The 24,359-nt window shown below is 65.7% G+C and carries 18 protein-coding genes; 16 read left to right on the top strand and 2 right to left on the bottom strand.

The genetic code is table 11. The features are described from left to right. Positions 1-427: 427 nt before the first annotated feature. From G7Y50_RS02145 to G7Y50_RS02125, 5 genes are read left to right on the top strand one after another with little or no spacing between them, the layout of a single operon-like run. A complete protein-coding gene (locus G7Y50_RS02145) occupies positions 428-1,114 on the top strand; it encodes a DUF1819 family protein (RefSeq protein ID WP_370457958.1) in 687 nt (228 codons plus the stop codon). A 2-nt stretch (positions 1,115-1,116) separates the two neighbouring features. Next, on the top strand, positions 1,117-1,785 hold the full coding sequence (locus tag G7Y50_RS02140) for a DUF1788 domain-containing protein (protein ID WP_165048918.1): 669 nt from the start codon (positions 1,117-1,119) through the stop codon (positions 1,783-1,785). Between the two features lie 9 nt (positions 1,786-1,794). After that, complete coding sequence (gene brxC, locus G7Y50_RS02135; RefSeq protein ID WP_165048948.1) at positions 1,795-5,361, top strand: BREX system P-loop protein BrxC; 3,567 nt, start codon at positions 1,795-1,797, stop codon at positions 5,359-5,361. Positions 5,362-5,373: 12 nt separating this feature from the next. After that, the gene (pglX, locus tag G7Y50_RS02130; protein WP_165048976.1) at positions 5,374-7,941 is read left to right on the top strand and encodes a BREX-1 system adenine-specific DNA-methyltransferase PglX; all 2,568 of its coding nucleotides are present in this window, start codon (positions 5,374-5,376) and stop codon (positions 7,939-7,941) included. 6 nt (positions 7,942-7,947) lie between these two features. Further along, positions 7,948-8,661, top strand: a complete 714-nt coding sequence (locus G7Y50_RS02125) for a hypothetical protein (protein WP_165048989.1) — start codon at positions 7,948-7,950, stop codon at positions 8,659-8,661. 161 nt (positions 8,662-8,822) lie between these two features. Here G7Y50_RS02125 and G7Y50_RS02120 read toward each other — a convergent pair whose 3' ends face one another. Together G7Y50_RS02120 and G7Y50_RS12145 are read right to left on the bottom strand one after the other, a co-directional pair. Continuing rightward, positions 8,823-9,494 (bottom strand): DUF3800 domain-containing protein, encoded by a 672-nt coding sequence (locus tag G7Y50_RS02120; RefSeq protein WP_165048998.1) that lies wholly within the window; start codon positions 9,492-9,494, stop codon positions 8,823-8,825. Between the two features lie 546 nt (positions 9,495-10,040). Continuing rightward, complete coding sequence (locus G7Y50_RS12145) at positions 10,041-10,166, bottom strand: hypothetical protein (RefSeq protein ID WP_255464091.1); 126 nt, start codon at positions 10,164-10,166, stop codon at positions 10,041-10,043. Between the two features lie 137 nt (positions 10,167-10,303). Between G7Y50_RS12145 and G7Y50_RS02115 the strand changes: the two genes are divergently transcribed. From G7Y50_RS02115 to pgk, 11 genes are all read left to right on the top strand, one after another. Further along, a complete protein-coding gene (locus G7Y50_RS02115) occupies positions 10,304-11,272 on the top strand; it encodes a hypothetical protein (RefSeq protein WP_165049008.1) in 969 nt (322 codons plus the stop codon). A gap of 11 nt (positions 11,273-11,283) precedes the next feature. Further along, the gene (gene pglZ, locus G7Y50_RS02110) at positions 11,284-13,908 is read left to right on the top strand and encodes a BREX-1 system phosphatase PglZ type A (RefSeq protein WP_165049033.1); all 2,625 of its coding nucleotides are present in this window, start codon (positions 11,284-11,286) and stop codon (positions 13,906-13,908) included. Between the two features lie 31 nt (positions 13,909-13,939). Beyond that, positions 13,940-16,096 (top strand): protease Lon-related BREX system protein BrxL, encoded by a 2,157-nt coding sequence (gene brxL / locus G7Y50_RS02105; RefSeq protein WP_165049064.1) that lies wholly within the window; start codon positions 13,940-13,942, stop codon positions 16,094-16,096. 18 nt (positions 16,097-16,114) lie between these two features. Beyond that, the gene (locus G7Y50_RS02100; protein ID WP_165049078.1) at positions 16,115-16,297 is read left to right on the top strand and encodes a hypothetical protein; all 183 of its coding nucleotides are present in this window, start codon (positions 16,115-16,117) and stop codon (positions 16,295-16,297) included. Positions 16,298-16,354: 57 nt separating this feature from the next. Then, positions 16,355-18,514, top strand: coding sequence for an excinuclease ABC subunit UvrC (gene uvrC / locus G7Y50_RS02095; protein ID WP_165049088.1), 2,160 nt, complete (start codon positions 16,355-16,357; stop codon positions 18,512-18,514). After that, on the top strand, positions 18,507-19,586 hold the full coding sequence (gene rapZ / locus G7Y50_RS02090) for an RNase adapter RapZ (protein WP_165056922.1): 1,080 nt from the start codon (positions 18,507-18,509) through the stop codon (positions 19,584-19,586). The genes uvrC and rapZ overlap by 8 nt, the downstream gene beginning before the upstream one ends. A gap of 11 nt (positions 19,587-19,597) precedes the next feature. Further along, positions 19,598-20,746, top strand: a complete 1,149-nt coding sequence (gene yvcK / locus G7Y50_RS02085; protein WP_165056921.1) for a gluconeogenesis factor YvcK family protein — start codon at positions 19,598-19,600, stop codon at positions 20,744-20,746. A gap of 11 nt (positions 20,747-20,757) precedes the next feature. Further along, positions 20,758-21,705 carry a DNA-binding protein WhiA gene (gene whiA / locus G7Y50_RS02080; RefSeq protein ID WP_165056224.1) on the top strand — a complete coding sequence of 316 codons (948 nt, stop codon included), beginning with the start codon at positions 20,758-20,760 and terminating at the stop codon, positions 21,703-21,705. 107 nt (positions 21,706-21,812) lie between these two features. Further along, entirely contained in the window at positions 21,813-22,814 is a 1,002-nt protein-coding gene (gene gap, locus G7Y50_RS02075) for a type I glyceraldehyde-3-phosphate dehydrogenase (protein ID WP_165056226.1), read from the top strand. A 120-nt stretch (positions 22,815-22,934) separates the two neighbouring features. Next, a complete protein-coding gene (locus tag G7Y50_RS02070; RefSeq protein ID WP_165056228.1) occupies positions 22,935-23,174 on the top strand; it encodes a hypothetical protein in 240 nt (79 codons plus the stop codon). Next, on the top strand, positions 23,161-24,351 hold the full coding sequence (pgk, locus tag G7Y50_RS02065) for a phosphoglycerate kinase (RefSeq protein ID WP_165056230.1): 1,191 nt from the start codon (positions 23,161-23,163) through the stop codon (positions 24,349-24,351). Before G7Y50_RS02070 ends, pgk begins: the two co-directional genes overlap by 14 nt. The last annotated feature ends 8 nt before the right edge of the window (positions 24,352-24,359 follow it).

The raw sequence follows: 24,359 nt of genomic DNA, 5'->3' as shown, positions 1-24,359 counted from the left end.
GCGAAGGCAGCCGGCGCGCGGGGCGAAAGAGGCGCGCGGGGCGAAAGAGGCGCGCAAGGCGAAGGCAGCGCGCGGGGCGAAAGAGGCGCGCGGGGCGAAGGCGACCTTCGCGCCAAAGTCGCCAAGCAAGCATACGCGTTCTTTTGCGAAGCCAGGACCCCTCTTTGCGCTTATCGTTGCCGTGAACAGCGCTGAAACAAGCCCTTGATTCAGCGCGATGTGCCTGCGTGCGCCACGATTTGTTGCGCAACATTATTCGCGTTTCTCGGGTTATGCTACCTAAAACTAAACGTTCAAATCGCAGCTTCTTCTCGGCTGTAGCGTCAGTCTGCCTGCGGGCAGGGGGCGTCTTGCGCCGTCAAGCTGCTTTGGGCATCGAGCGAACGCGAGTTGGTTTCGCGGGCGAGACTGAGCAGGAGGCTGTTAGGTGGGGAACCGATTCGTGCGCTATAATTGTGAGGAATGCTCATCTTCAACACGTGCGGAGTGGTGCTGTGGTGCTAAACGAAGAAACAGTCATGGGGGGGGGTCTCTCAGTAGAGAGCATTTCCTCCTAAGGGAGATGAGGCTTGTGGCCGAGCTGCGGCTGCAAGGCAAGAGCACTCCCGAGATCGTGTCCCTCGCCAAGGGCGAGAACCTCTTCCAATATCCCACCGTCAACTCCGTTCCGCGCATCGCACGCGCCTGCGCGCGGCGGCTCGACGCGTTGCAGTCGGACGAACTCGTCGAGCTCGTGGCGCGTGGCGCGCACGACCAGGCCGCGCAGGCCAACCTCTACGGCATGGCGCGCGTATTCGACATCGTCTACCGCCTGCTGCTCGACGAGGTGGCCGTGCGCTACCGCACGCTGGACTACCGCTTCACGCGCGCTGACATGAGCGCGTTTCTCGCTCGCTACCAGGCTGAGCGCGAGCCGGGGGCGCGCCTGTCGGAGTCGACCGCGCAGCGCGTCGCGAGCACGCTGGCGAACAGCCTGCTCCAGGCGGGCATGCTCTCCCAGGTGCGCTACCACGCCCTCGAGCCCATCCTGCTCGACCCTGACCTCAAGCGCGTCATGGTCGCCAACGGCGACGCCTGCCTGCTGCCCGCCTTCAACTGCACGGAAGGGGCGTGAGCATGGCAGGTCAAGTGTCTGGCACGCGCCGTCCGTCCGCAGGCTCATCCACGTCGTGCCGCTCTTCTGAGCCCGCGTCCTGTCGTACGCGCCGCGAGAAGGCGCAGGCGGACTTCGATCACCGCTGCGCCGTCCTGCGCGAGCGGCTCGCCCAGCCTGACTTCCTGGGCAATCGCGGCCTCGGCAACGAGGTGGGCATCTTCACCTTCTGCTACGACCCCGCCCTCGAGCTGCAGATGCGGGCTTTCGTGGTCCGCCTCAAGCACGAGGCGGACGCGGGCATCCTTCCCTGCCGCATCGTCGAGCGCAACCTCTACGATGCGCTGCTCGAGATCTGCCGAAGGAAGCGCATCCTCGACGCCATACCCAAGCAGGAGCAGAAGCGCGGGCAGGAGGGCCTGCTCAAGCAGCTGCAGAAAACCGCGACGCCCGAGGCGTTCGTGAGCGAGGTCAACTACCCCGACCACCAGCCCGGCGACGTGCTGCTCATCACCGGGGTGGGGGAGGTGTACCCGTTCCTGCGGGCGCACGTGCTGCTCGACAACATCCAGCACCTCTTCGAGGACATGCCGGTGGTGCTGATGTACCCCGGGTCGTTTGACGGGCAGTCGCTCGTGCTCTTCAACAAGCTGACGGACGGAAACTACTATCGGGCCTTCGACCTGGTGTAAGGAGCTCCCATGCAGGTTAAATCCCTCTTCTCCAAAGACATCAACCGCTCGATCAACGGCGTCGTCAAGGTCGCGCAAACCGACGAGGAAGCCACGCGGCAGGAGCTTTCCGAGTACGTCATCACGCGCGAGCTCCAGCGCCACTTCGCAGACTTCTTCGAGAGCTACACGCGCGCCATCGACGTGCCGACCGACAAGATCGGCGTGTGGATCTCGGGCTTTTTCGGCAGCGGCAAGTCGCACTTCCTCAAGATGCTCTCGTATCTGCTGTCGAACCAGGAGGTGGGCGGCAGGCAGGCCATCGACTACTTCGACGGCAAGGTCGCCGACCCGCTGGTGTACAGCCAGATGAGGCGCGCATGCTCGGTGCCCACCGAGGCCATCCTGTTCAACATCGACAACAAGGGCGGCCAGTGGAAGGAGGGCGCGGAGGCCAAGACGGCGCTTCTGCGCTCGTTCGCGCGCGTGTTCTACGAGCACCGCGGCTTCTACGGCGAGGACTTGAAGCTCGCGCGCCTCGAGCAGTTCGTGGAGCGCGCACGCAAGACGGGCGAGTTCCGCGCTGCGTTCGAACGCATAAACGGCGCAAGCTGGCTTGAGGCGCGCAGCGACTACGTGTTCTTCGAGGACGACGTGGTGGAGACGCTCGTGGAGGTCCTGGGCATGAGCCGCGAGGCCGCGCAGCACTGGTTCGACGGCACGGAGAGCGACGCCATCAGCGTTGACCAGCTCACCGACGAGGTGCGTGCCTACGTGGACGCGCGCGCCGCGGCGTGCGGCGGTAAGTTCCGCCTGCTGTTCATGGCCGACGAGGTGGGGCAGTTCATCGGCTCGGACGTGAACCTCATGCTGAACCTGCAGACCATCGTGGAGGAGCTCGGCACGAAGTGCAGAGGCCGCGTGTGGGTGATGGTCACCAGCCAGGAGGCCATCGACGAGGTGACCCGCGTGGCGGGCAACGACTTCTCGAAGATCCAGGGGCGCTTCAACACGCGCCTGTCGCTCTCGTCGAGCAGCGTTGACGAGGTGATCAGGCGCCGCGTGCTGGAGAAGACCGACGCCGCGCGCCTGCAGCTCGAGGCTGACTACGCGGGCCTGTCGGCCGTGCTGAAGAACCTGTTCACGTTCGACGAGAGCCAAAGCGACCTGCGGGGATACGCCAGTGCGGCCGACTTCGCGGAGAGCTACCCGTTCGTGGGCTACCAGTTCAAGCTCATGCCCAACGTGCTGGCCGAGATCCGCAAGCACGGCAACGCGGGCAAGCACCTCTCGGGCGGCGAGCGCAGCATGCTGTCGGGCTTCCAGGAGGCCGCGCAGAAGGTCCAGGACCGCGACACCGCGGCGCTCGTGCCGTTCTGGCGCTTCTACGACACCATCACCACCTTCCTCGAGCACGGCATCCGCCAGGTCATCGACCGCTGCCAGCGCGCGGCGGAGGAGTCGCACGGACTGCAGCTGCAGGACGTCGAGGTGCTCAAGACCCTCTACCTCATCCGCTACGTCAACGACGTGAAGCCCACGGTGGGCAACATCGCCATCCTCATGGTCGACGACGTGAACGCCGACAAGATCTCCCTGCGCGAGCAGGTGAAGCTGTCGCTCGAGCGCTTGGTGCGCGAGAACTACGTGGCGCGCAACGGCGACGCATACAGCTTCCTCACGGACGAGGAGCAGGACGTCACGCGCGAGATCAACGACACCGAGGTGGACGTGGCACTCGTGCTCGAGCGCGTGAAGCGCATCCTGTTCGAGGACATCTGCAACAGCCGCAAGCACCGCAAGGGCGCCAACGACTTCCCCTTCGACCGCCTCGTGGACGATAGCCCCTATGGGCCGACCTCCAACGGCATGAAGCTCAACGTGATCACGGTGGCCCACGCGCTCGCGCAGGCCGACGATGGGCAGCTGGCGCTCAGGTCGGCGGCGCAGGCGGGTCAGGCGCTCGTGGTGTTGTCAACCGAGTCCGACTACTTCGAGGCGCTCTCGTACGCGGCCAAGGTGGACAAGTACGTCAAGCGCCTCAACGTGGCGCAGCTGCCCGAGGGCCGGCAGAGCATCATCAGGGGCAAGCAGAGCCAGGCGCGCGCGAGCGAGAAGGAGGCGCGCGCCATGCTGGAGGACGCGCTGCTGCACGCGCGCTGCGCGGTTGCCGGCCACGCGGTGCGCCCGCGCGCGACCACCGCGAAGCAGGTCATGGAAGGCGTGCTCGACGAGCTGGTGACCTCCACGTTCACGAAGGCCGACTACGTTGTCACGCCCGCCTTGGGCGACGAGGACCTCATCCGGGCCTTGCGCGGCGAGGCGCAGCCGGGGCTTGCCGGCATGGGCGGCGGCAACGAGCGCGCCTTGGAGGAGGTGGCGAAGTTCCTGGAGCTGCAGCACCGCACGCACCAGCCCACGAGCATGGGCGACATCCACCGCAAGTTCGCCGCGGCGCCCTTCGGCTGGCGCGAGCTCGACATCGCGGCGACGGTGGCGCGCCTGGTGGCGGACCAGAAGGCCGTGGTGCGGGAGGCGGGGAAGCTGCTCGACCCGCGCGACCTGTCCGACCAGCGCAGGCTGCTGAAGGTCCTGCGTGAACGCGAGGCCGACCAGGCGACGGTGCAGAAGCGCGAGCTCCCCTCGGCGGCGCTGGTGAGCCAGGCGCGAGGCCTGCTGTCAGACCTCACGCACAAGGCGGCACCTGAGGACGTCGACTCGCTCACGCGTGCGGTGCGCGAGGCGCTGCAGGATCAGGAGGAGGGCTGCCGCGGGCTTCTGGCGAAGGAGTACGCGCGCGCCCCGTACCCTGGCAAGGACGTGGTGACCCAGGGCGCCCGTCTCGCGCAGGAGATCCTGGGGTGCGCGTCCGACGAGAAGGCGCTGCTCAAGGAGTTCACCGCCAAGGAGGACGACCTGCTCGACTGGCAGGAGGACATGGAGAAGGTGAGCGGCTTCTTCCCGAACCAGCAGCGCCTGTTCGACGAGGCGCGCGCGGCGCGCGAGCTTGCGCGCCAGGAGTCCGTGTACTTGGCGGGCGACGCCGCGGCGCAGGAAGCGGCCAGCGCCCTCGACGAGATCTTGGGCATGGACGCGCCCTATGAGCGCATTCCGAAGCTCAACGAGCTCACCCGGGCGATCTCAAGCGCGCACGACGAGGCCGTCCGCGCCAAGCGCGGCGACGTGCTCTCGCTCGTCGGCGCCGTGTGCGACGAGGTGAGGAAGTACGCGCAGGAGGCGGACCCCGTGGGCACCGCAACCTCCGCGCTCGTCGCCGACGTGGGCGAGCGCGCGGAGCGCCTTGAGTCCGAGGTTCATGCTGCGCGGCTCTGCAAGGACCTCGACGCGTTGAAGTCGCAGCTTGAGGCGTGGCGAATCGCGCAGCTGCGAAGCGTTGACAACCGGCTGGTCGAGCCGCAGGAGCGCGAAGCGAAGGAGCCGACGCCGCGCCCGCGCAAGCCCAAGACGGTATCGCGCGCCGAACTGTGCCCGGTCAAGCGCCTGACCAGCGAGGACGACGTGGACGCGTACGTGGAGGCCATCCGCGCCAAGCTCATGGAGGCCCTGCGCGACGCCGATTCCGTGAGCGTGCGCTAGGAGGGGGAGATCATGAACGACACCGCCGTCAAGAACTTCTGCACCTGGGCGCGCGCCGAGCTTCTGCGCCAGGTGAGGCAGCGGGCGCTTTACTGGGGCATCCGCGAGGACGGGCACGACCCGAAGGACGCCGACGTCATAGAGGGCCGCGTGCTCTCAGGTGCCGAGAAGCGCCGGCGCGGCCTGCTCATCGACAAGCTGGGGCCGGCCGCGGGCGCGGGCTACGCGGACAGCTTCGAGCGCCTCATGGAGGAGGCGGCTTACACGTGGTTCAACCGCATGGCGGCCATCCGCTTCATGGAGCTGAACGACCGCATTCCGCGCCGCGTGCGCATCCTGTCGGGCGAGGACGGCTCGTTTTCCCCGCAGGTGCTCACACGCGCGCTTGACGTGCGCATCGAGGGGCTCGACGCCGATCGCGTGGTGGAGGCCATGGGCTCAGGCGACGACGAGGCGCTGTTCCGTCTGCTGTTCCTCGCGCAGTGCAACGAGCTGTCCCGGTGCATGCCCGACGTGTTCGAGCCGGTGGGAAGCGCCATGGAGCTGCTGCTGCCCGCGGGGCTCCTGCACCACGACGGCGTGCTCGCGCACCTGGTGAGCGACATCCCCGAGTCCGACTGGCGCGAAGGCGAGGGGGAAGATGCGGGCGAGGGCGTGCGCATCGTCGGCTGGATGTACCAGTACTACGTGTCGGAGCGCAAGGACGAGGTGTTCGCCGGCTTCAAGAAGGGCAGGAAGGCGGAGCGCGACGCCATCGCGCCGGCCACGCAGCTGTTCACGCCCGAATGGATCGTGCGCTACCTGGTGGAGAACTCGCTCGGGCGCTTGTGGATGCAGAACACCCCGAGCTCGCAGCTCGCTGGGCGCATGCCGTACTACATCGCGAACGAGGATGATGCCCGCGTGGCGTTTCGGCGCGTGTCCTCGCCCGAGGAGATCACCGTGGTTGACCCGGCGTGCGGTTCGGGCCACATCCTGGTGTATGCGTTTGACTTGCTGGCGAGCATCTACGAGGAGGCGGGCTACGTGCGTCGCGACATCCCGCGCCTCGTGCTGGAGAACAACCTGTCGGGCATGGAGATCGACCCGCGCGCGGCGGCCATGGCGAGCTTCGCGCTTACCATGAAGGCGTGCGAGTACGACAGCCGCTTCCTGCGCAGGGGAGTGCGGCCGCGCATCACGTGCCTGCGAAGGGCTGAGCTTGACGAAGGCGAGCTACAGCTCGTCTCTGAGCTGGGAAAGCGCACGGCGTTGCTGGACGCCATGGCGCACGCCGACGAGTGCGGCAGCCTGTTCGCGCCCGATGCCGCAGACTTGGCGGCGCTTGACGAAGCGCTGCGCGTCTTGGATGAGCAGGCCGCAGCCGGCAACCTGTTCGCCGACGCCGCTCGCGACAAGCTGCGCCAGATGCAGCAGAACTGCGCGCCTCTCGCAAGAACCTACGACGTCGTCGTGGCCAATCCGCCCTACATGGGCTCGTCCAACATGAACAAGTGGCTCGCGAGCTGGACGAAGAAGAGCTACCCCGACAGCAAGCGCGACCTCTGCACCTGCTTCGTCGAGCGAGGTTTCACTCTGGCGGACGCCAGCGGCTACTCCGCCATGGTCACCATGCAAAGCTGGATGTTCCTCGGCAGCTTCGAGGCCATGCGCGGGAAGCTTCTCGCAAGTTGCTCGATCGTCTCGATGGCGCATCTCGGCACGCGCGCATTCAGCGCGATTGGCGGGGAGGTCGTCGCGACAACGGCGACGGTCTATTCGGGTGCTCACACCGATGCTGCAGCAACGTACCTGCGCCTTGTTGACTTCGAGAACGAGCAGGCGAAAGAGCAGGCGATAAGGGAGGCCATCGAAAACCCAGACTGCGGCTGGTTCTACCGCCGAAGCGCCAGCTCCTTCTCAAAAATCCCCGGCACCCCCATAGCCTACTGGGCCAGTGGCGCCATGTTGAAGGCGTTCGAAAATCCATCTCTCGGTTCGAATACTGAAACGCATTTAGGGATGGCTACCTGCAATAATGATAGATTCTTGCGCTTATGGCATGAAGTGTCTTCGGATAGAAGAGGTGCTCCGAGCGATTATCCCTATTCGGATTTCATAATATGGCTTCCATACAACAAAGGCGGCCAATTCAAGAAATGGTATGGAAATAACGAGTATGTGGTTAACTGGGGAAAGGGTGGCGTTGAGTTAAGAAAAGCGGGCGCTGTCCTTGTAAAAGACTCTCTAAACTTTCAGCCAATGGTATCTTGGTCTCGCGTGTCGAGTGGTGTTCTGGCAGTTCGCTACAAAGAACAAGGGTATTTGTTTGATATGACGGGCCCGGCTGCGTTCGGGAGACGTCCAAATTTATTGGCGTCCATGGCCTTTCTTAATTCGGCAGTTGGTATGCATGTGGCTAGGTTTATGTCGGCAACCTTAGATTTTCAGCCTGGACAGATCTCTCAATACCCTTTCAATATGAAGATCACTGAATCTGAAGACGTTCTGGTGGCTGCTTCTTATTCCGTTGATCTTTCCAAATCTGATTACGATTCGTTTGAAACCTCCTGGGATTTCAAACGTCATCCGCTGGTGTGATGCTGTATGACTGATAAGCAAAAAAGAAAAAAGACCCCTGCAAGCGATTTAGTTATTGTGCAGAAGAGCAAGTTCCCTGTACTTGAGAAGTATCCACTTGACGGAATTGGTGAAGTCTATAGACGTGTGGAAAAACTTGCATGTTGGTTCTTGCTGCGAACTCCGATTAAAGAAATAAGCTGTTTGGCTAATCCGTCGTGCATTAATATGTTCTGCTCATCCTGCGATCCAAAGAAGGGGTCGCGTACTCAGAACAGAGCATTTTTTGATGAACAATTTCTACTCCCATTCGGTCTGGATTGCACAAAATTTGAGTTTGTGTATTTGCGTAAAGGAATGAAGCTGAATCTCGCGAACCTTGATTTGTCGAGCAATGGTGCAGATGCTTTTGATTCTCTCGACGAACGCGCTGCACTGTTTATCGGAAGAAAGGAAAACGGCGAAGAGGATTCGTGCATCGAAAGTGTGTGCAGACACATCAGAAACGCCTTTGCTCATGGTCGAATAGCGGTGCTGCTTCGTGGAACAGATGCATATATTTTCCTTGAAGATGGGAATAAACCACAAAAGGTTGAATATGAAGGAGAAGAAAAGCCAGAAGGTTCTTTGCTTGAGATTCGTATGCGGATGATAGTGAAACTAGACACGCTGGAAGCCTGGTACAGGATTTTAGTCGAATCCATTGATCAGCCAAATGTGATTGACAGTGTGCAAGAATGATAAAGTCTGGCAATAATTTGAGCTTTACTTCCTCGGCTGTTCAGCTTGCTTTTGCGGCATGCTACTCTGTTTCACAGATGCCGCCCCTGCGGGGGTTAGGAAGTGGAAGCCGGAGTACCCGCGTGTTCGCGGGGCCCGGCTTCCGCGCTGTCTCCATAGCCCTACAGACTTTTTCGTCTCAGCTTCTTCAAATAGTTTTTCTTGAAACTCACGGAACCACCGAAGAACAGCTCGTCGGTGGACGTTTGGCATTGCTGGTCGAACTTCAAGGCGGTCAGTTCGATTCCGCAGATGAAGTCTGCGAGTTGGAAAGGCCGATAGTCTCGAGGCGACGCGTCCTTGTAGATGAGGGCATTCTTGGAAAGCGCGTACTCCACGGCCCTATGCAGCGCTTTGGATATTTCCTCTTGTCCGTTGTCGTAATAGATTTTGATGACGTCGAACGACTGAAAGAAATCAAGATTGTCGAAAAGAAACAGAGTGAGTTCCTGCTTGAGCTTTTGCATGAGTTGCGCGGAGCTTCGGAAGCGATTTTTACGGTGCGCGAACGTTTTGTAGCGCACGGGCAAGTGCATGGCGAACACTTGGAAGGCGGAAAGCAGCAACTTCCTCTGACCAAGGCTCAGCTTCCTGTAGCCGTTGTTTCCGTTGATCAGCGGGCTGAAGTGCATGGGTATGTTCGGCAGGTTGCGACTTTGCAGCGATGCCTCGTAACGGGAAATGCTTTTGATGATGTCGATGGATTGATCGTGGACGACAAGCGTGATCAAGTAGAAGCGGGATGTTTCGCCGAAATCGCCCGATTCATCGACGAAGACGGAGACCTCCCTCATTTTCTCGCTCCTTCCGACTTGCCGCTCGCGTCTTGTGCTGAGAGGCGAAATGAAGCTGAATATGCTGTGCTCTTCTTTTTGGTTCACTCGGTGAAGCAATATAAAAATGCCGGGGGACATCCCCCGGCTCTTGGAGGCCGACCCTTGCGGGAGGACCAATTGGGTACCGGGGCCTTGTCCCCGATCGTCGGTGCCCCTCTCTCGAGGACTCCGAATCTTTGTCGTAAGCTCTCGCTTTCGACCCGGACGAGCAATCTTCCGAAGAAGCCGCTGCCGGTTGCCGGGGGGCACCCCCCGGCTCTTGGAGGCCGACCCTTGCGGGAGGACCACCTTCCTTATACCACGCGCTGCTGTCGCTTGCAAGATGCTGTATTTTGCAAGTTGAGCGAGCGCACTTGCATTTCCAACGGTTCCCAGGAAAACACACGTATTCTTTACGTTGCCGATGGCTATCAGGTGTGCGATTCCTGCTATAATATGGCCAGCGGATGCCCGTGTTTCCCGATGCGGGCAGCGCCGTTGGTTTTCCAGGCGGTCGTAAGTCAACTAGCGCTTACGACCGCCCTTCAGTTTGGGGCGCTCGCCCCGTGCTACGGATATGGCTTTAACTATCGTCGACACCAGGCTCACAACTGCCGTCGCAAGTCCGATAATCTGAATAATCAACTCCATAGGCACCTCACCTCCTTCCTGAGAAGAAGGCGCTGCCAGCACACGGGACTTACTCCGTTGACCGGCTTCCATTATACCAAAAACACAAGAACATTTGTACCCTATAAAGCCGCTCGCAACGAAAGGAGGGCCGCCTGATGGCTACGCTCATCGCCGACAAGTACGAGGCGTGGAAGGCCGAGGCCAACGCCCGATTCGACCAGCTCAAGGCCAACGAGGAGGAGCTCAACCGCATCTTCGCGGAGATCTACGACATGGTGGGCGAGGTGCCTATCGAGGTGGAGGACAAGTACGTGTCGGTGGCGCGCGTGTTCGACACGCCCGAGGAGATCCCCGCGTCGTTCAGGGGCAACAAGTACGTCCGCACCAAGCGCGACGAGATCACCTCGCTCATCAGCTACGCCGTGGGCTGCATGTTCGGCCGCTACTCGCTCGACGTCGAAGGCCTGGTGCTGGCCAACCAGGGCGACACGCTCGACGACTACCTGGCCAAGATGCCCGATCCCGCGCAGGTCACCTTCCTGCCCGACGCCGACAACGTCATCCCCATCACGGACGACGACTACTTCGACGACGATATCGTGGGGCGCTTCGTCGAGTTCGTGCGCGCGGCCTACGGGGCCGACACGCTCGAGGAGAACCTGGCCTTCGTGGCTGACGCGCTCGGCGGCACGGGCTCGCCGCGTGCGGTGATACGCAGCTACTTCCTCAAGGAGTTCTTCAAGGACCACTGCCAGACCTACAAGAAGCGCCCGATCTACTGGCAGTTCGACTCGGGCAAGAAGAACGGCTTCAAGGCGCTCGTCTACCTGCACCGCTACCAGCCTGACCTGCTCGCGCGCCTGCGCACGGAGTACGTCCACGGCATGCAGGCGCGCTACGAGGCACAGATCGACCACCTCGCCGACGCGCTCGACGCGGCCGAGAAGTCGCAGAAGGTGCAGCTGCAGAAGCAGCTGACGAAGCTGCGCGCGCAGCTTTCCGAGACGCGCGCGTTCGAGGAGAAGGTGCACCACCTGGCGGACCAGATGATCGAGATCGACCTCGACGACGGCGTGAAGGTGAACTACGCCAAGTTCGCCGACGTGCTGTCTCGGGTGAAGTAGGGAAGGACCTCATGCATATCGACGTAGAAGACCAGCTCGCACGGCGCTTTGCCGCTCCGCTGCCCGACTGCGCGCGCCGCCGCATCGTCATCTGGCACGACGCGGAGGGCGAGTTCGCCGACGTGTTCGCGAAGCTCGAGGCCGCGGGCTTCGGCGGGGCGGATGCGCCCCCGCTCCCGCGTCTGGTGCGCCTCGTGCGCGCCGAGCCAGGCGGGCTCTTCGCGGTGAAGAAGCTCCTCGCGCGCGACGACGTGGAGAGCGACGTCCTGGTGTACCGCCGTCGCGCCCGCGGCAGCCTCGAGGGCGACTGGCTCGCCGACGTGGAGCTGTACGCCGAGAGCTTCCAGGCTGACTACCTCTCGCTGCTCGTCGACCAGCTCGACGCCGCCGACACCGACGAGGTGCGCGCGGCGCTCTCTGAGCTCAAGGGCTTCTTCGCGGCGAAGGACCGCGCGGCGCGCTTCAAAAGCCGCGTGGGCGCACCGCGGACCTCGGCTGAGGTCCGCTGCGGCGTGCTGGCCGTGCTGCTCGGCAGCGCCGAGGTGTCGCCTGAGGCCATCGTGCGGGCGCTTCTGCTCAGGCTTCGCGCGGGGGAGGGCGCGCTTTGCGGCGTGGAGAAGTTCGGTGCCCGCGCGGCGCTCGAGCGGCTGGTGGAGCACGTGACCGGATATGCGGGCGACGTGGCCGACTCCCGCTCCCTCAGCGCGCACGTGCTGGTCACGGCTTCGTCGGCGACGATGGATCCCGCCCACCTCAAGGGCCTTGAACGTTACCTGGCGCCCGCCTGCGCGCAGTTCTGCCTCAACGTGGTGCGCGGCTGGATGTCCTGCGACGACGAGGCGGCATATGCGGCGCTCTACGAGGCGTGCCGCGAGGTGGAGGACGCCTGCAACCTGCCGCGGCGCTTCGCCGAGCTTCCGCTTGCGGCCCTCGGGCGCTGCGAGGTGTTCCCCTGCGTGAACGAGCGCATCCTGCAGGACCTGATGGGCTCGCTGGCGCAGGGCGCGCACCGCTGCGAGGAGGTGGGGCCCGTCGTGCAGGCGCGCCGCTGCCTGGGGTGGTACGAGTGCGTCGAGCCGTACTTCGACCTGCTCTCGGCCGCCGCCGACATGCAGGCGTTCTACCTGAGGCACACCCAGGGGTTCCACCTGGCCCGCGCCCACGAGGCGTGGCGCGCCTACGTCGAGGACTGGCATGCCATGGACACGGCGTACCGGAGGCTCGTCTGCGCGCTCAACCGCAGCGCGAAGGATCCGAGCCCGCTTCTCGAGGAGGAGGCGAGCGCCCTCGCCGACTGGGCTGACCGCCTGTACAACGGCTGGTTTCTGCCCGAGAGCACGGCGTGCTGGACGCGCGCGGCGCTTTCGCAATGGGCCGTGCGCGGGTGCGTGGAGGACGTGCCCGACCAGCGCCGCTTCTTCGCCGACGTGGTGGAGCCGGAGCTTTCCGCAGGGCATCGCGTGTGCGCGATCGTCTCCGACGCGCTGCGCTTCGAGGTGGCGTGCGAGCTGGCGGACCGTCTCGAGCGCCAGATGCGCGGGCAGGCGCGCCTCGACACCATGCAGGCGGCCTTCCCCTCCGTCACGGAGTTCGGCATGGCGGCCCTGCTTCCCCACGCCGCGCTCGCCTTCGACGCCGGCGCGCGCAGCGTGCTCGCCGACGGCCTGCCCACCGGCACAACCGAGCAGCGCCAGGCGGTGCTGCGCGGGCGCGTGCCGCAGGCTTGCGCCCTGCGCGCGCCCGACGTGCTCGGCATGAAGACGGCCGACCTCAAGCAGGCGACGGCGCAGGCGCGTGTGGTCTACGTGTATCACAACAAGATCGACGCCGCCGGCGAGAAGCTTCCCACGGAAGGCGAGGTGTTCGAGGCGTGCGCCGACGCGATCGAGGACGTCTGCGCCTTGGCGAAGCGGGCGGTGAGCGGCATGGGCATCACGCGCGTGGTGGTGACCGCCGACCACGGCTTCCTCTTCACGCGCAAGCCCCTGCGCGCCTTCGAGCGCGTGGGCCGCGACGTGCTCGAAGGCGAGAGCGTGCTCGAGGGCCGCCGCTTCGCCGTGGCGCGCGACGGTGCGACCTCCGACGTGCTCGCGCGCGTCGACATGAGCGCGTACGGCCCCTTCGCCGGCTTCGCCCCGCGCGACTGCACGCGCATCAAGCGTCCCGGGGCGGGCGAGCGCTACGTGCACGGCGGCGCGAGCCTGCAGGAGCTGTGCGTCCCGGTCATCCGCTTCCGCAGCCTGCGCGCAGGTGCGAAGGGGGCGCAGGAGACTCGCCCGACGACGCTCCAGCTCGTCTCGACGAACCGGCGCATCACGAGCGCGCTGTTCCGCGTGGAGCTGTTCCAGACCGAGGCGGTGGCGGGCAAGGTGGCGCCGCGCGCCTACGACCTGGTGCTCACCGACGCGTCAGGCAACGAGGTCAGCGACGTGCGCCTGGTGCACGCGGACAGCGCGAGCGCAAGCGAGCTCGAGCGCGTCACGCAGGTGGCCTTCGCCCTCTCCGCCAAGCGGGCGTTCGCCCCGGCGGAGCCGTGCTATCTGGTCGCGCGCGAGCACGAGGGCGGGCGCGTTGCGTGGAAAGAGGAGTTCTCCGTCGACATCGCGTTCATGCCCCTGGATGACTTCGGATTCTAGCGAAGAGGGCGCAAGGAAAGGACATCACGCCATGAGCCAAGAGGCGAACACGTTTTCAGCGGACGAGCTCGACGCCAAGGTGGTGGAGCGCTTCGCAGGCAAGATCGTGCGCAAGGACTTGACGGCGCTCATGAAGCGCGGGGCCAACGTGCCCACGTTCGTGCTGGAGTACCTGCTTGGCATGTACTGCTCGACCGACGACGCGGACACGGTCGAGGAGGGCTTGGCGCGCATCAGGCGCATCCTGGCGGAGAACTACGTGCGTCCCGACGAGTCCGAGCGCATCAAGTCGAAGATCCGCGAGCTGGGGCAGTACACCATCATCGACAAGGTGTCGGCGCGCCTCGACGAGTACAAGGACATCTACGTGGCGTCTTTCACGAACCTCACCATCGAGCCGTTCGTCATGCCCGCCGAGTACGTGCGCAACTACACCAAGATCCTGCAGGGCGGCATCTGGTGCATCATGCGCATCGAGTACCTGCGCATCGGCGACGAGGAGGAGGACGCCCTGGCCGACGTGTTCGACCTCGACGGGTCGACCCCCGCACGCAGGCGCGCCGCCGCCGGCAAGAAGCGCGGGCCAGAGGACTCGCCGTTCCACGTGGTGAGCCTCACGCCCATCCAGATGCCCAACCTTGACCTGGACGCTCTCATCGCCGAGCGGGAGCGCTTCACCGCCCGGGAGTGGGAGAGCCTCATCCTGCGCTCGGCGGGCTACGAGCCCGACGCCCTCACCGAGCGCGAGCGCCTGCACTTCCTCGCGCGCATGGTGCCGCTCATCGAGCGCAACTACAACCTGTGCGAGCTGGGGCCGCGCGGCACGGGCAAGAGCCACCTCTACAAGGAGGTGTCGCCGCACTCCATCCTGCTCTCGGGCGGGCAGACCACCACGGCCAACCTGTTCGGGCGCATGAACAGCATGCGCGCCGACCGCGTGGGGCTCGTGGGGCATTGGGACTGCATCACGTTCGACGAGGTCGCGGGCATGAACTTCAAGGACAAGAACGCCGTGCAGGTGATGAAGGACTACATGGCCTCGGGCAGCTACGCGCGCGGGCGCGACCAGCTCAACGCCGATGCGTCCATCGTGCTCGAGGGCAACATCAACGACTCGGTGCGCAACATGCTCAAGACGACGCATCTGTTCGAGCCGTTCCCGCCCGAGTTCCACGACGACTCCGCGTACTTCGACCGCATCCACTGCTACCTTCCCGGCTGGGAGGTCCCCAAGATGCGCAGCGACCTGCTCACCGAGCACTACGGCCTCATAACCGACTGTTTGAGCGAGTTCTGCCACGAGATGCGCAAGCGTGACTTCACGCACCTGATCGACGCGCACTTCCGGTTGAACAACGACTTCAACAAGCGCGACGAGATCGGCGTGCGCAAGACGTTCTCGGGGCTGGCGAAGCTTCTGTTCCCCGACGGGAAGATGGGGAAGGACGACGTCGCGCGGCTGCTCGACTACGCGGTCGAGGGGCGGCGCCGCGTGAAGGAGCAGCTCAAGATCATGGCAGGCGTCGAGTTCATCGACGTGAACCTCGGCTACGTCGACGCCGACAACCCCATGGGCGTGCGGGTGGTGGGCGTGCCCGAGCAGTCGGGCGGCACGCTCGTCCCCGAGGGGCCGCTGCAGCCGGGGCACGTGTTCGCCATCGGGTGCTCGCTCGAGGGCGAATGCGCCATGTACAAGCTCGAGAACAAGGCGGTGGCCGGCAGCTTCGGCTTCGAGACGGAGGGCATCGGCCGCGCGCGGACGGTGCACGAGAGCATGCAGGCGGCCTTCCACTGCTTCGAGGGCAGCGGATCGTCTGTGGCGGCGGGCATGCACAGCGAGCAGAAGGACTATCTGCTCTTCTATAATGACCTGCAGGGAAAGGGGCTCTCTGACGAGCTCTCGCTCGCCGAGTTCGTCGGCTTGTGCTCGGCGGCGTGCAACCGGCCCGTGGTGGCGTCGATGGCCATCCCGGGCATCGTGCGCCTGTCGGGCACGATGGACGAGCTGCGCGGGCTCGAGGAGATGTTCCGCGTGGCGCGCAACGCCGGCGCGAAGAAGATCCTGCTGCCCATGAGCTCCATCCGGGACCTGCAGAGCGTGCCGCCCGAGCTCATGGGGGCGGTGAGCCCCGACTTCTACCCTGACGGGGACGCGGTGGCCGCCGCGCGCAAGGCGCTCGACCTGTGACGTGAGGAAGGGGATTCCATGACCGAGATCAACGTTGACGAGCTGCGGGAGCATCTGGAGGACCTTTGCGGGACGGCCGCCTTCGGAGGGTTCCCGGGCGCTCTGCTCGACCTGGCCGACATCGAGGACATGGACGGCTGCGAGCTCTGCGAGAAGGCCGAGGAGCTCGGGGTCGACCTGTGGGAGTTCGCTGAGGAGTAGCGCCAGCCGCTGTGCGCGCTCGAACGGGCGCGGGGGAGAACCGCTATACTTCTTCGCATGGAAGATTTCGAGAACAACTCCGTCCCCGCGCCCGCGCTCGCCAGCAGCGCGCCCGCGGCCCCTGAGGCCCCTGGCGCCACCGCGCCTGCCGGCGTCGGCGCACTCGCGCCTGAGGCCCCTGGCGCCCCCGCGCCCGCCAGTCCCGCCGCGCCCGCCACCCCTGAGACCCAGGCCACCAAGATCGCGCGCATCAAGCGGGAACTCGACGCGGTGCCCACGCTCCCGGGCGTGTACCTCTGGAAGGACGCGTCGGGCCAGGTCATCTACGTGGGCAAGGCCAAGCAGCTGCGTGCGCGCATGCGCCAGTACGTGAACTTCCAGGACGACCGCGCCAAGATCCCGCTGCTCGTCGACCAGATCGACTCGTTCGAGTACATCGTGGTGCAGAACGAGCACGAGTCGCTCGTGCTCGAGAAGAACCTCATCAACCAGCACAGCCCGTTCTTCAACGCGGACTTCAAGGACGACAAGTCCTACCCCTTCATCGCGCTCACCAAGGGCGACGCGTTCCCCGCCATCAAGTACACGCGCGAGCGGCACAGAAGCGCCACGCGCTACTTCGGCCCCTACACCGACTCGCGCGCCGCGCGCGAGATGGTCGACATCGCGCGGCGCGTGGTGCCGATCTGCGCCGCAAGCTGCGCGGACTGGCGCAACCTCACGCGCAGGCTGGAGAAGCTCGCCAGCAGGGGCGAGGCCGCCACGCCCGCCGCCTTCCTCACGTCCGACGGCTCCATCCGCCCGTGCTTCGACTGCCACGTGGGGCTCGGGCCGGGCGCGTGCTGCGGGCAGATCACGCCCGAGGAGTACGCGGAGAACGTGCGCCGCGTCGAGCGGTTCCTCGCGGGGCACCACCGCGAGTTCGTCGACGAGCTCTCCGCCGACATGCGCGCGGCCGCCGCCGAGCTCGACTTCGAGCGCGCGGCGCGCATCAAGAGCCGCATCGACACCATCGGCTCGCTCACCGACAAGCAGCACGCCGTGTCGGCGCGCAACCTCAACGCCGACGTCGTCGGCTTCTTCCGCGAGGAGACGGTGGCTGGCGCGCACGTGCTCATGGTGCGCGAGGGGCGCATCATCAACTCGAACGAGTTCACCTTGAACCGCGGGCGCGACGTGCCCGACCAGGACCTGCAGCACAACTTCCTGCTGCGCTACTACGACGCCACCACCTCCATCCCGCACGAGGTGATCGTGCGGGAGCTGCCCGAGGACGCCGGCGCCATGGAGGAGTGGCTCACGGGCAAGCTCGGCTCGGCGCACGGGGCGAAGGTGCGCTTCACCGCCCCGAAGAAGGGGGAGAAGGCCGAGCTCGTGGGCATGGCGGAGACGAACGCCAAGCACACGCTCATGCGCTACAAGGTGCGCACGAACTACGATGACAAGCGCATCAACGACGCGCTCCTGCAGCTCGAGAGCGCGCTCGCGCTCGACGGCCCGCCGATGCGCATCGAGTGCTTCGACATCTCCACCATCCACGGCTCCTACACGGTGGCCTCCATGGTGGTGTTCACGGGCGGCAAGCCCGACAAGAACCAGTACCGGCGGTTCAAGATCAAGACGCCGCTCGACGAGGCGAACGACTTCCTCTCCATGCAGGAGGTCATGAGCCGCCGCTACGCGCCCGCGCGCATGGCCGACGAGCGCTTCGGCAGAAAGCCCGACCTCATCATCCTCGACGGCGGAAAGCCCCAGCTCACGGCCGCGCTCGAGATGTTCGACGCAATGGGGGTCACAGGCATCGCGCTGTGCGGTTTGGCCAAGCGCGACGAGGAGCTCTTCGTGCCCTGGCAGGACACCGGGCCCGTGGTCCTGCCCGGCGGCAGCGCGAGCCTGTATCTGGTGAAGCAGGTGCGCGACGAGGCCCACCGCTTCGCCATCACGTTCCACCGCGAGCTGCGCGGCAAGGGCATGACGGCCTCCATCCTCGACGACGTGGCGGGTCTCGGCCCCGTGCGCAAGAAGGCCCTGATGAAGCACTTCAAGTCGTTCAAGAACCTCAAGGCGGCCACGCTCGAGGAAGTCAAGGCGGCGCACGTGGTGCCCGACGAGGTGGCCGAGGAGCTCGTGCGCGTGATCGAGCAGTATAATGAGGACAAGAGAACCGCCGAGGACGCGCTTGCGCGCGCCGCGACCGAAGGAGGCGCCCATGACTGACGAACCCGTGGATCTGAAGAACATGCCCGACCTGGTGATCGTCACCGGCATGAGCGGCGCGGGGCGAACCGAGGCCATGCACGTGTTCGAGGACTTGGGGTACTTCTGCGTGGACAACCTACCGGCGAGCCTCATCGGCAACCTGATCGAGCTCAACGAGCGCCCGGGCGGGGAGGGCGAGCGCAAGCGCCTCGCCGTGGTGTGCGACGCGCGCAACGGCGGCTACTTCGGCTCGCTCGACGCGCAGCTCGGGCGCCTGCGCGAAGAGGGCATCGACTACCGCATGCTCTTCCTCGACGCCGATGACGAGAAGCTCGTCGCGCGCTACAAGTCGAGCCGCCGCCGGCACCCGCTGTGCACCGACGGCACCACCATCGTCCAGGGCATCCAGCGCGAGCGGCAGCTGCTCATGGACTTGCACGACGCCTCCGACCACGTGATCAACACCACCGAGATGCTGCCGCAGAAGCTGCGCACCACCATTCGCTCGCTCTTCGGCACCGGCAGCGAGCGCCGCGGCCTCGCCGTCACGGTGTACTCGTTCGGCTTCAAGCACGGCGCGCCGCTCGACGCCGACCTCGTGATGGACGTGCGCTTCCTGCCGAACCCCTACTACGACCCCGACCTGCGTCCCCTGACGGGCCTCGACGCGCCGGTGCGCGACTTCGTGATGCTGCGCGAGGAGACGATCGAGTTCAGGCACCGCTGGCACGACCTGCTCGACGTGGTGATGCCGGGCTACGTGGCCGAGGGCAAGCAGCAGCTCGCCATCGCCGTGGGGTGCACGGGCGGGCAGCACCGCAGCGTGGCGCTCGCCGAGTCGACGGGCGACTACCTCAAGACCAAGGGCTACCGCGTGTCGGTGGCGCACCGCGACCTCAAGCTGGCCGACCGCCACGTGGGCGAGGCGGTGCTCGCCGAGTCGCCCGACGTGCACGCGGACGTGGACGCGGCCGGCGCGGCTGCGGGCGGAGCGGCGGCCCCCAGCGCTGCCGGCGCCCCCGGCGCCCCCGGCGCCCCCGCGGCTCCCGGCATCCCCGCCGCGGCCCCCGCTCCCGCGGACGCGTGCTAGGCAGGAACATCATGGCCACCAAGCAGCCGTTCCGCGTCGACCCGTCAGCCACCGGGTCGTTCTCGGCGCTTCGCAGCAAGCTGCCGCGCCTCGACGTGCTCGCGCACGGCGGGCCGCGCCTGCGCGCCGTGGTGGTCGGCGGCGGCACGGGCGCGCCCATGTCCATCCGCACGCTGCTCTCGCTCGGCATCGAGACGAGCGCGGTGGTGGCCATGGCCGACGACGGCGGCTCGACGGGCATCCTGCGCGAGGAGGCCGATGTCACGCCCCCCGGCGACATCCGCAAGTGCATCGCCGCGTTCGCGCGCGACCCGCAGGACCCTCTCGTGCGCGCGTTCAAGTACCGCTTCGCCGTGGCGCGCGACCACGCGCTCGGCAACCTCATGCTCGCCGCGCTCGAGGACGCGTGCGGCTCGTTCCCCGAGGCCATACGCATCTGCGAGCGCCTCGTCGACGCGCAGGGGCACGTGCATCCCTCTACGCTCGACCACGTGACGCTCGCGGCCACCACGCGCGACGGGCGCGTGCTCGACGGGCAGGCGGTGGCGTGCCACTCGCACACGGCGCTCGAGCGCGTGCGCCTGTGCGCGTCCGCGTCAGGCGGCGGCATCACCGCGTACGAGCCGGCGCTGCGGGCGCTGCGCGAGGCCGACCTCATCGTGCTCGGCCCCGGGTCGCTGTTCACCTCCATCATCCCCAACCTGCTCGTGCCCGGCATCATCGACGCCATCCGCGCCTCGCGCGGGCGCGTGCTCTTCGTGTGCTCGCTCGCCGACGTGCAGGGCGAGACGTGGGGCCTCACCGCGCGCGAGCACGTGGAGGCGCTCATGGACCACGGCATGGCGGGGCTCGTGGACTACGTGCTCGTGCACACGCGCGTGCCGCTGCGCGCCGACAGCCCGGCGAACGACCGCTTCAACGCCATGACGGGGCGCGATTCCGACCACGCCTCCACCGCCGGCCTCGACGACGCGCGCCTTGCGGGCAAGGTGCGGCCCGTGTCCATCAACTACCACGACCTCCAGGCCATCCAGTCGATGGGCCCGGTGGTCCTCGCGCGCGACCTCGCCGACGCCGAGCGTCCCACCTGGCATTCCCCCGAGGCGCTGCGCAACGCGCTTCTGCAGGTCGTCAAGCTCACGCAGGCGAGGCGGGGGTAGGGTCTTAAGGCATGTCGTTTACCTCAGATGTGAAGGACGAGATCGCCCACGTCGCGCCCGAGTGCTCGCACTGCGAGAAGGCCACGCTCGCCGCGCTCGTGCGCATCGAGGGCACGCTGTTCGTGAGCGGCCCGGGGCGCTACCGCATGGAGGTGGCCACCGACGTGCCCTCCGTGGCGCGCCTCATCATCCGCCTTCTGCACACGCTCTACCAGCTCAAGACCGACCTCACCGTGCGCCGCAGCGTGCTGCACAAGACGCCGAACTACCTCATCGAGGTCCCCGCGCAGCCCGCCTTGGCCCCCGCGCTGCGCGACATGGGCGTGCTCTCGCCCGAGGACGGCCTCGAGCTCGGCATCAAGCCCGACCTCGTGGCGAAGCAGTGCTGCGCGGCGGCGTACCTGCGCGGGGCGTTTTTGGGGTCGGGCTTCATCTCGAACCCCAAGAGCGACTTCCACTTCGAGATCACCGTGGAGAGCGAGGAGCTCGCGGAGGGGCTCGTGGCGCTCATGGCCGAGAAGGACATCACCGCGCGCGTCATGCAGCGGCGCAGCTCGCACATGGTCTACCTGAAGAGCGGAAACGCCATCCTGGAGTTCCTGGCGTTCGTGGGCGCGCACGCGTCGGCCCTGTTCATGGAGGAGCAGCGCGTGGTGAAGTCAGTGCGCAACGACGTGAACCGCGCCATCAACGCCGAGCTCGCCAACCAGCAGAAGGCCTCGAACGCCGCGGTGGAGCAGCTCTTCACCATCCGCGCCGTGCTCGAGCACTACGGCATGGAGAACCTCCCGCCTGCGCTCCAGGAGTTCATCCGCTTGCGCGTCACCTTCCCCGACGCGTCGCTCAAGGAGCTCGGGAGCCACTCGACGCCGCCGCTGTCGAAGTCAGCCGTCTACCATCGCGTCCGCCGCCTCGAGCAGATGGCCCGCGAGATACCGGGGGACGAGCGCGTATACTGAAGCTGACACGCGCCCGCGATTCGGCGCGAGGCGTGCTATGCTGTACGAGTCAGGTAATCAACCCTGAGCAAGGGTTTTTGAGGAGTATCTTGTGAAAGGAGATACGTATGGCAACCAAAGTAGGCATCAACGGATTCGGCCGCATCGGCCGCCTCGTCTACCGCGCGATGGTGAACGACCCCGCGATTGAGGTCGTGGCTGTGAACGACCTGGGTGACATCCCCACGATGGCGCATCTCCTGAAGTACGACTCCGTCCACGGCCGCGCGTTCGACACGGTCGAGGTCACCGAGGACGGCTTCGTGGCCGACGGCCATGCCGTCAAGGTGCTCTCCGAGCGCGACCCGGAGAACCTGCCCTGGGGCGAGCTCGGCGTCGACATCGTGGTCGAGTCCACGGGCATCTTCAAGACCGGCGAGCTGGCCGGCAAACACATCAAGGCCGGCGCCAAGAAGGTCGTCATCACCTGCCCCGCGAAGGGCGAGGACATCACCATCGTCATGGGCGTCAACGACGACCAGTACGATCCGGAGAAGCACCACATCGTGTCGAACGCCTCCTGCACCACCAACTGCCTGGCCCCCATGGCGAAGGTCCTCATGGAGAACTTCGGCATCAAGCGCGGCTACATGAACACCATCCACGCGTACACCAACGACCAGAAGATCCTCGACCTCCCGCACAAGGACCTGCGTCGCGCCCGCGCGGCCGCCATGTCGATGATCCCCACCACCACCGGCGCCGCCCGCGCCGTGGCGCTCGTCCTGCCCGAGCTCAAGGGCAAGCTCGACGGCTTCGCCACCCGCGTTCCCACGCCGGACGGCTCCATGGTCGACCTCACGGTGGAGCTTGAGCGCGAGGTGACCCGCGAGGAGATCAACGAGGCCATGAAGGCCGCCGCCGAGGGCCCGCTCAAGGGCATCCTCGAGTACCAGGACGACCCCATCGTGTCCATCGACATCGTGGGCGACAACCACTCCTCCATCTTCGATAGCCTGCTCACCATGGTGATGGGCGAGAAGTCCGACATGGTGAAGTGCATCAGCTGGTACGACAACGAGTGGGGCTACTCCAACCGCGTGAAGGACCTCGTCAAGATCATGCTGTAAGTTTGTGCCGCCGTTGCTGACGCAACGGCGGACGGCTCGACGCTGCGCGATTTATGATTTATTAAGCCCCGGGTTCCTGGTCGGCCCCCGGGGCTTTTCTGCAAAGGAGGTGCTCTGCCTATGGGGAACATGCTCCCAGCCGTCATGGCCGCTTTCATCTATCTGATCCCCCTCGTCGTCGCGCTGCTCATCTTGAAGAAGTTCTTCGACATGGCGCAGGCTACGAAGGAGAGTGCCGAGGCTCTCAAGCAGGTTGCCGCAGCGCAGCGCGAGCAGACTGAGATGCTGCGCGAGCTGATGAGCACGCTCGGCGGCATGAACAAACCCGATTTGCTAGGAAGTGAACATGAGCAAGATTAACTCGGTTGACGAGCTCGAGGCGCGCGGGAAGCGCGTTCTGGTGCGCGTCGACTTCAACGTGCCGGTGAAAGACGGCGTGGTGACCGACGACACGCGCATCCGCGCGGCGCTGCCCACCATCGAGCGCCTCGTGGGCGAGGGCGCGCGCGTCGTCCTCATGAGCCATCTGGGCCGCCCGAAGGGGGAGGGCTTCGAGGAGGCGTACACGCTCGCCCCCGCGGCCGAGCGTCTGGGCGAGCTTCTGGGCCGCCCCGTCGCCTTCGCGTCCGACACCGTGGGCGCCGACGCGCAGGCCAAGGTGGCCGCGCTTTCCGACGGCGACGTGGTGGTGCTCGAGAACCTGCGCTTCGACAAGCGCGAGAAGAAGAACGACCCGGCCTTCTGCGCTGAGCTCGCCGCGCTGGGCGACGCCTACGTGAACGACGCCTTCGGCACCGCGCACCGCGCGCACGCCTCCACGGCCGGCGTCGCATCGCTGCTCCCGGCGTACGCGGGCTACCTCATGCAGCGCGAGGTGGCCACGCTCACCGGCATGCTCGATGAGCCCAAGCGCCCGTTCGTGGCCATCCTCGGCGGCAGCAAGGTGTCCGACAAGATCAAGGTCATCGACGCGCTCATGGATAAGGCCGACACCCTCATCATCGGCGGCGGCATGTGCTTCACCTTCCTGCTCGCGCAGGGCAAGGCCGTGGGCACCTCGCTCAAGGAAGACGACTGGGTCGAGCGCGCCGGCGCCATGATCGCGAAGGCCGAGGAGCGCGGCGTGAAGCTGCTGCTCCCCGTCGACGTGGTGTGCGCTGACGCCTTCGCCGAAGATGCCAACACGAAAACGGTTTCGGCGGACGAGATCCCCGCGGATATGATGGGCCTTGACATCGGGCCCGAGACGGCCGCGCTCTACGCGGAGGCCATCGCGGGCGCCGCGAGCGTGTTCTGGAACGGCCCCATGGGCGTGTTCGAGATGAAGGCGTTCGAGGCGGGCACGAAGACCGTGGCCGAGGCCGTGGCGGAGAACGTTGCGGCCGACACCATCATCGGCGGCGGCGACTCGGTGGCGGCGGTCAACAAGTTCGACCTCGCCGAGAAGATGACGTTCATCTCCACCGGCGGCGGCGCCTCCATGGAGCTCGTGCAAGGCGAGAAGCTGCCCGGCGTCGAGGCGCTGCGCGCAGAGTGAAAGGACCT

The organism is Adlercreutzia sp. ZJ176, from assembly GCF_011038975.1.
Lineage (GTDB): Bacteria > Actinomycetota > Coriobacteriia > Coriobacteriales > Eggerthellaceae > CAAEEV01.
The sequence above is the reverse complement of the archived record's forward strand: the minus strand, read 5'-3'. Positions and strand labels throughout refer to the sequence as shown.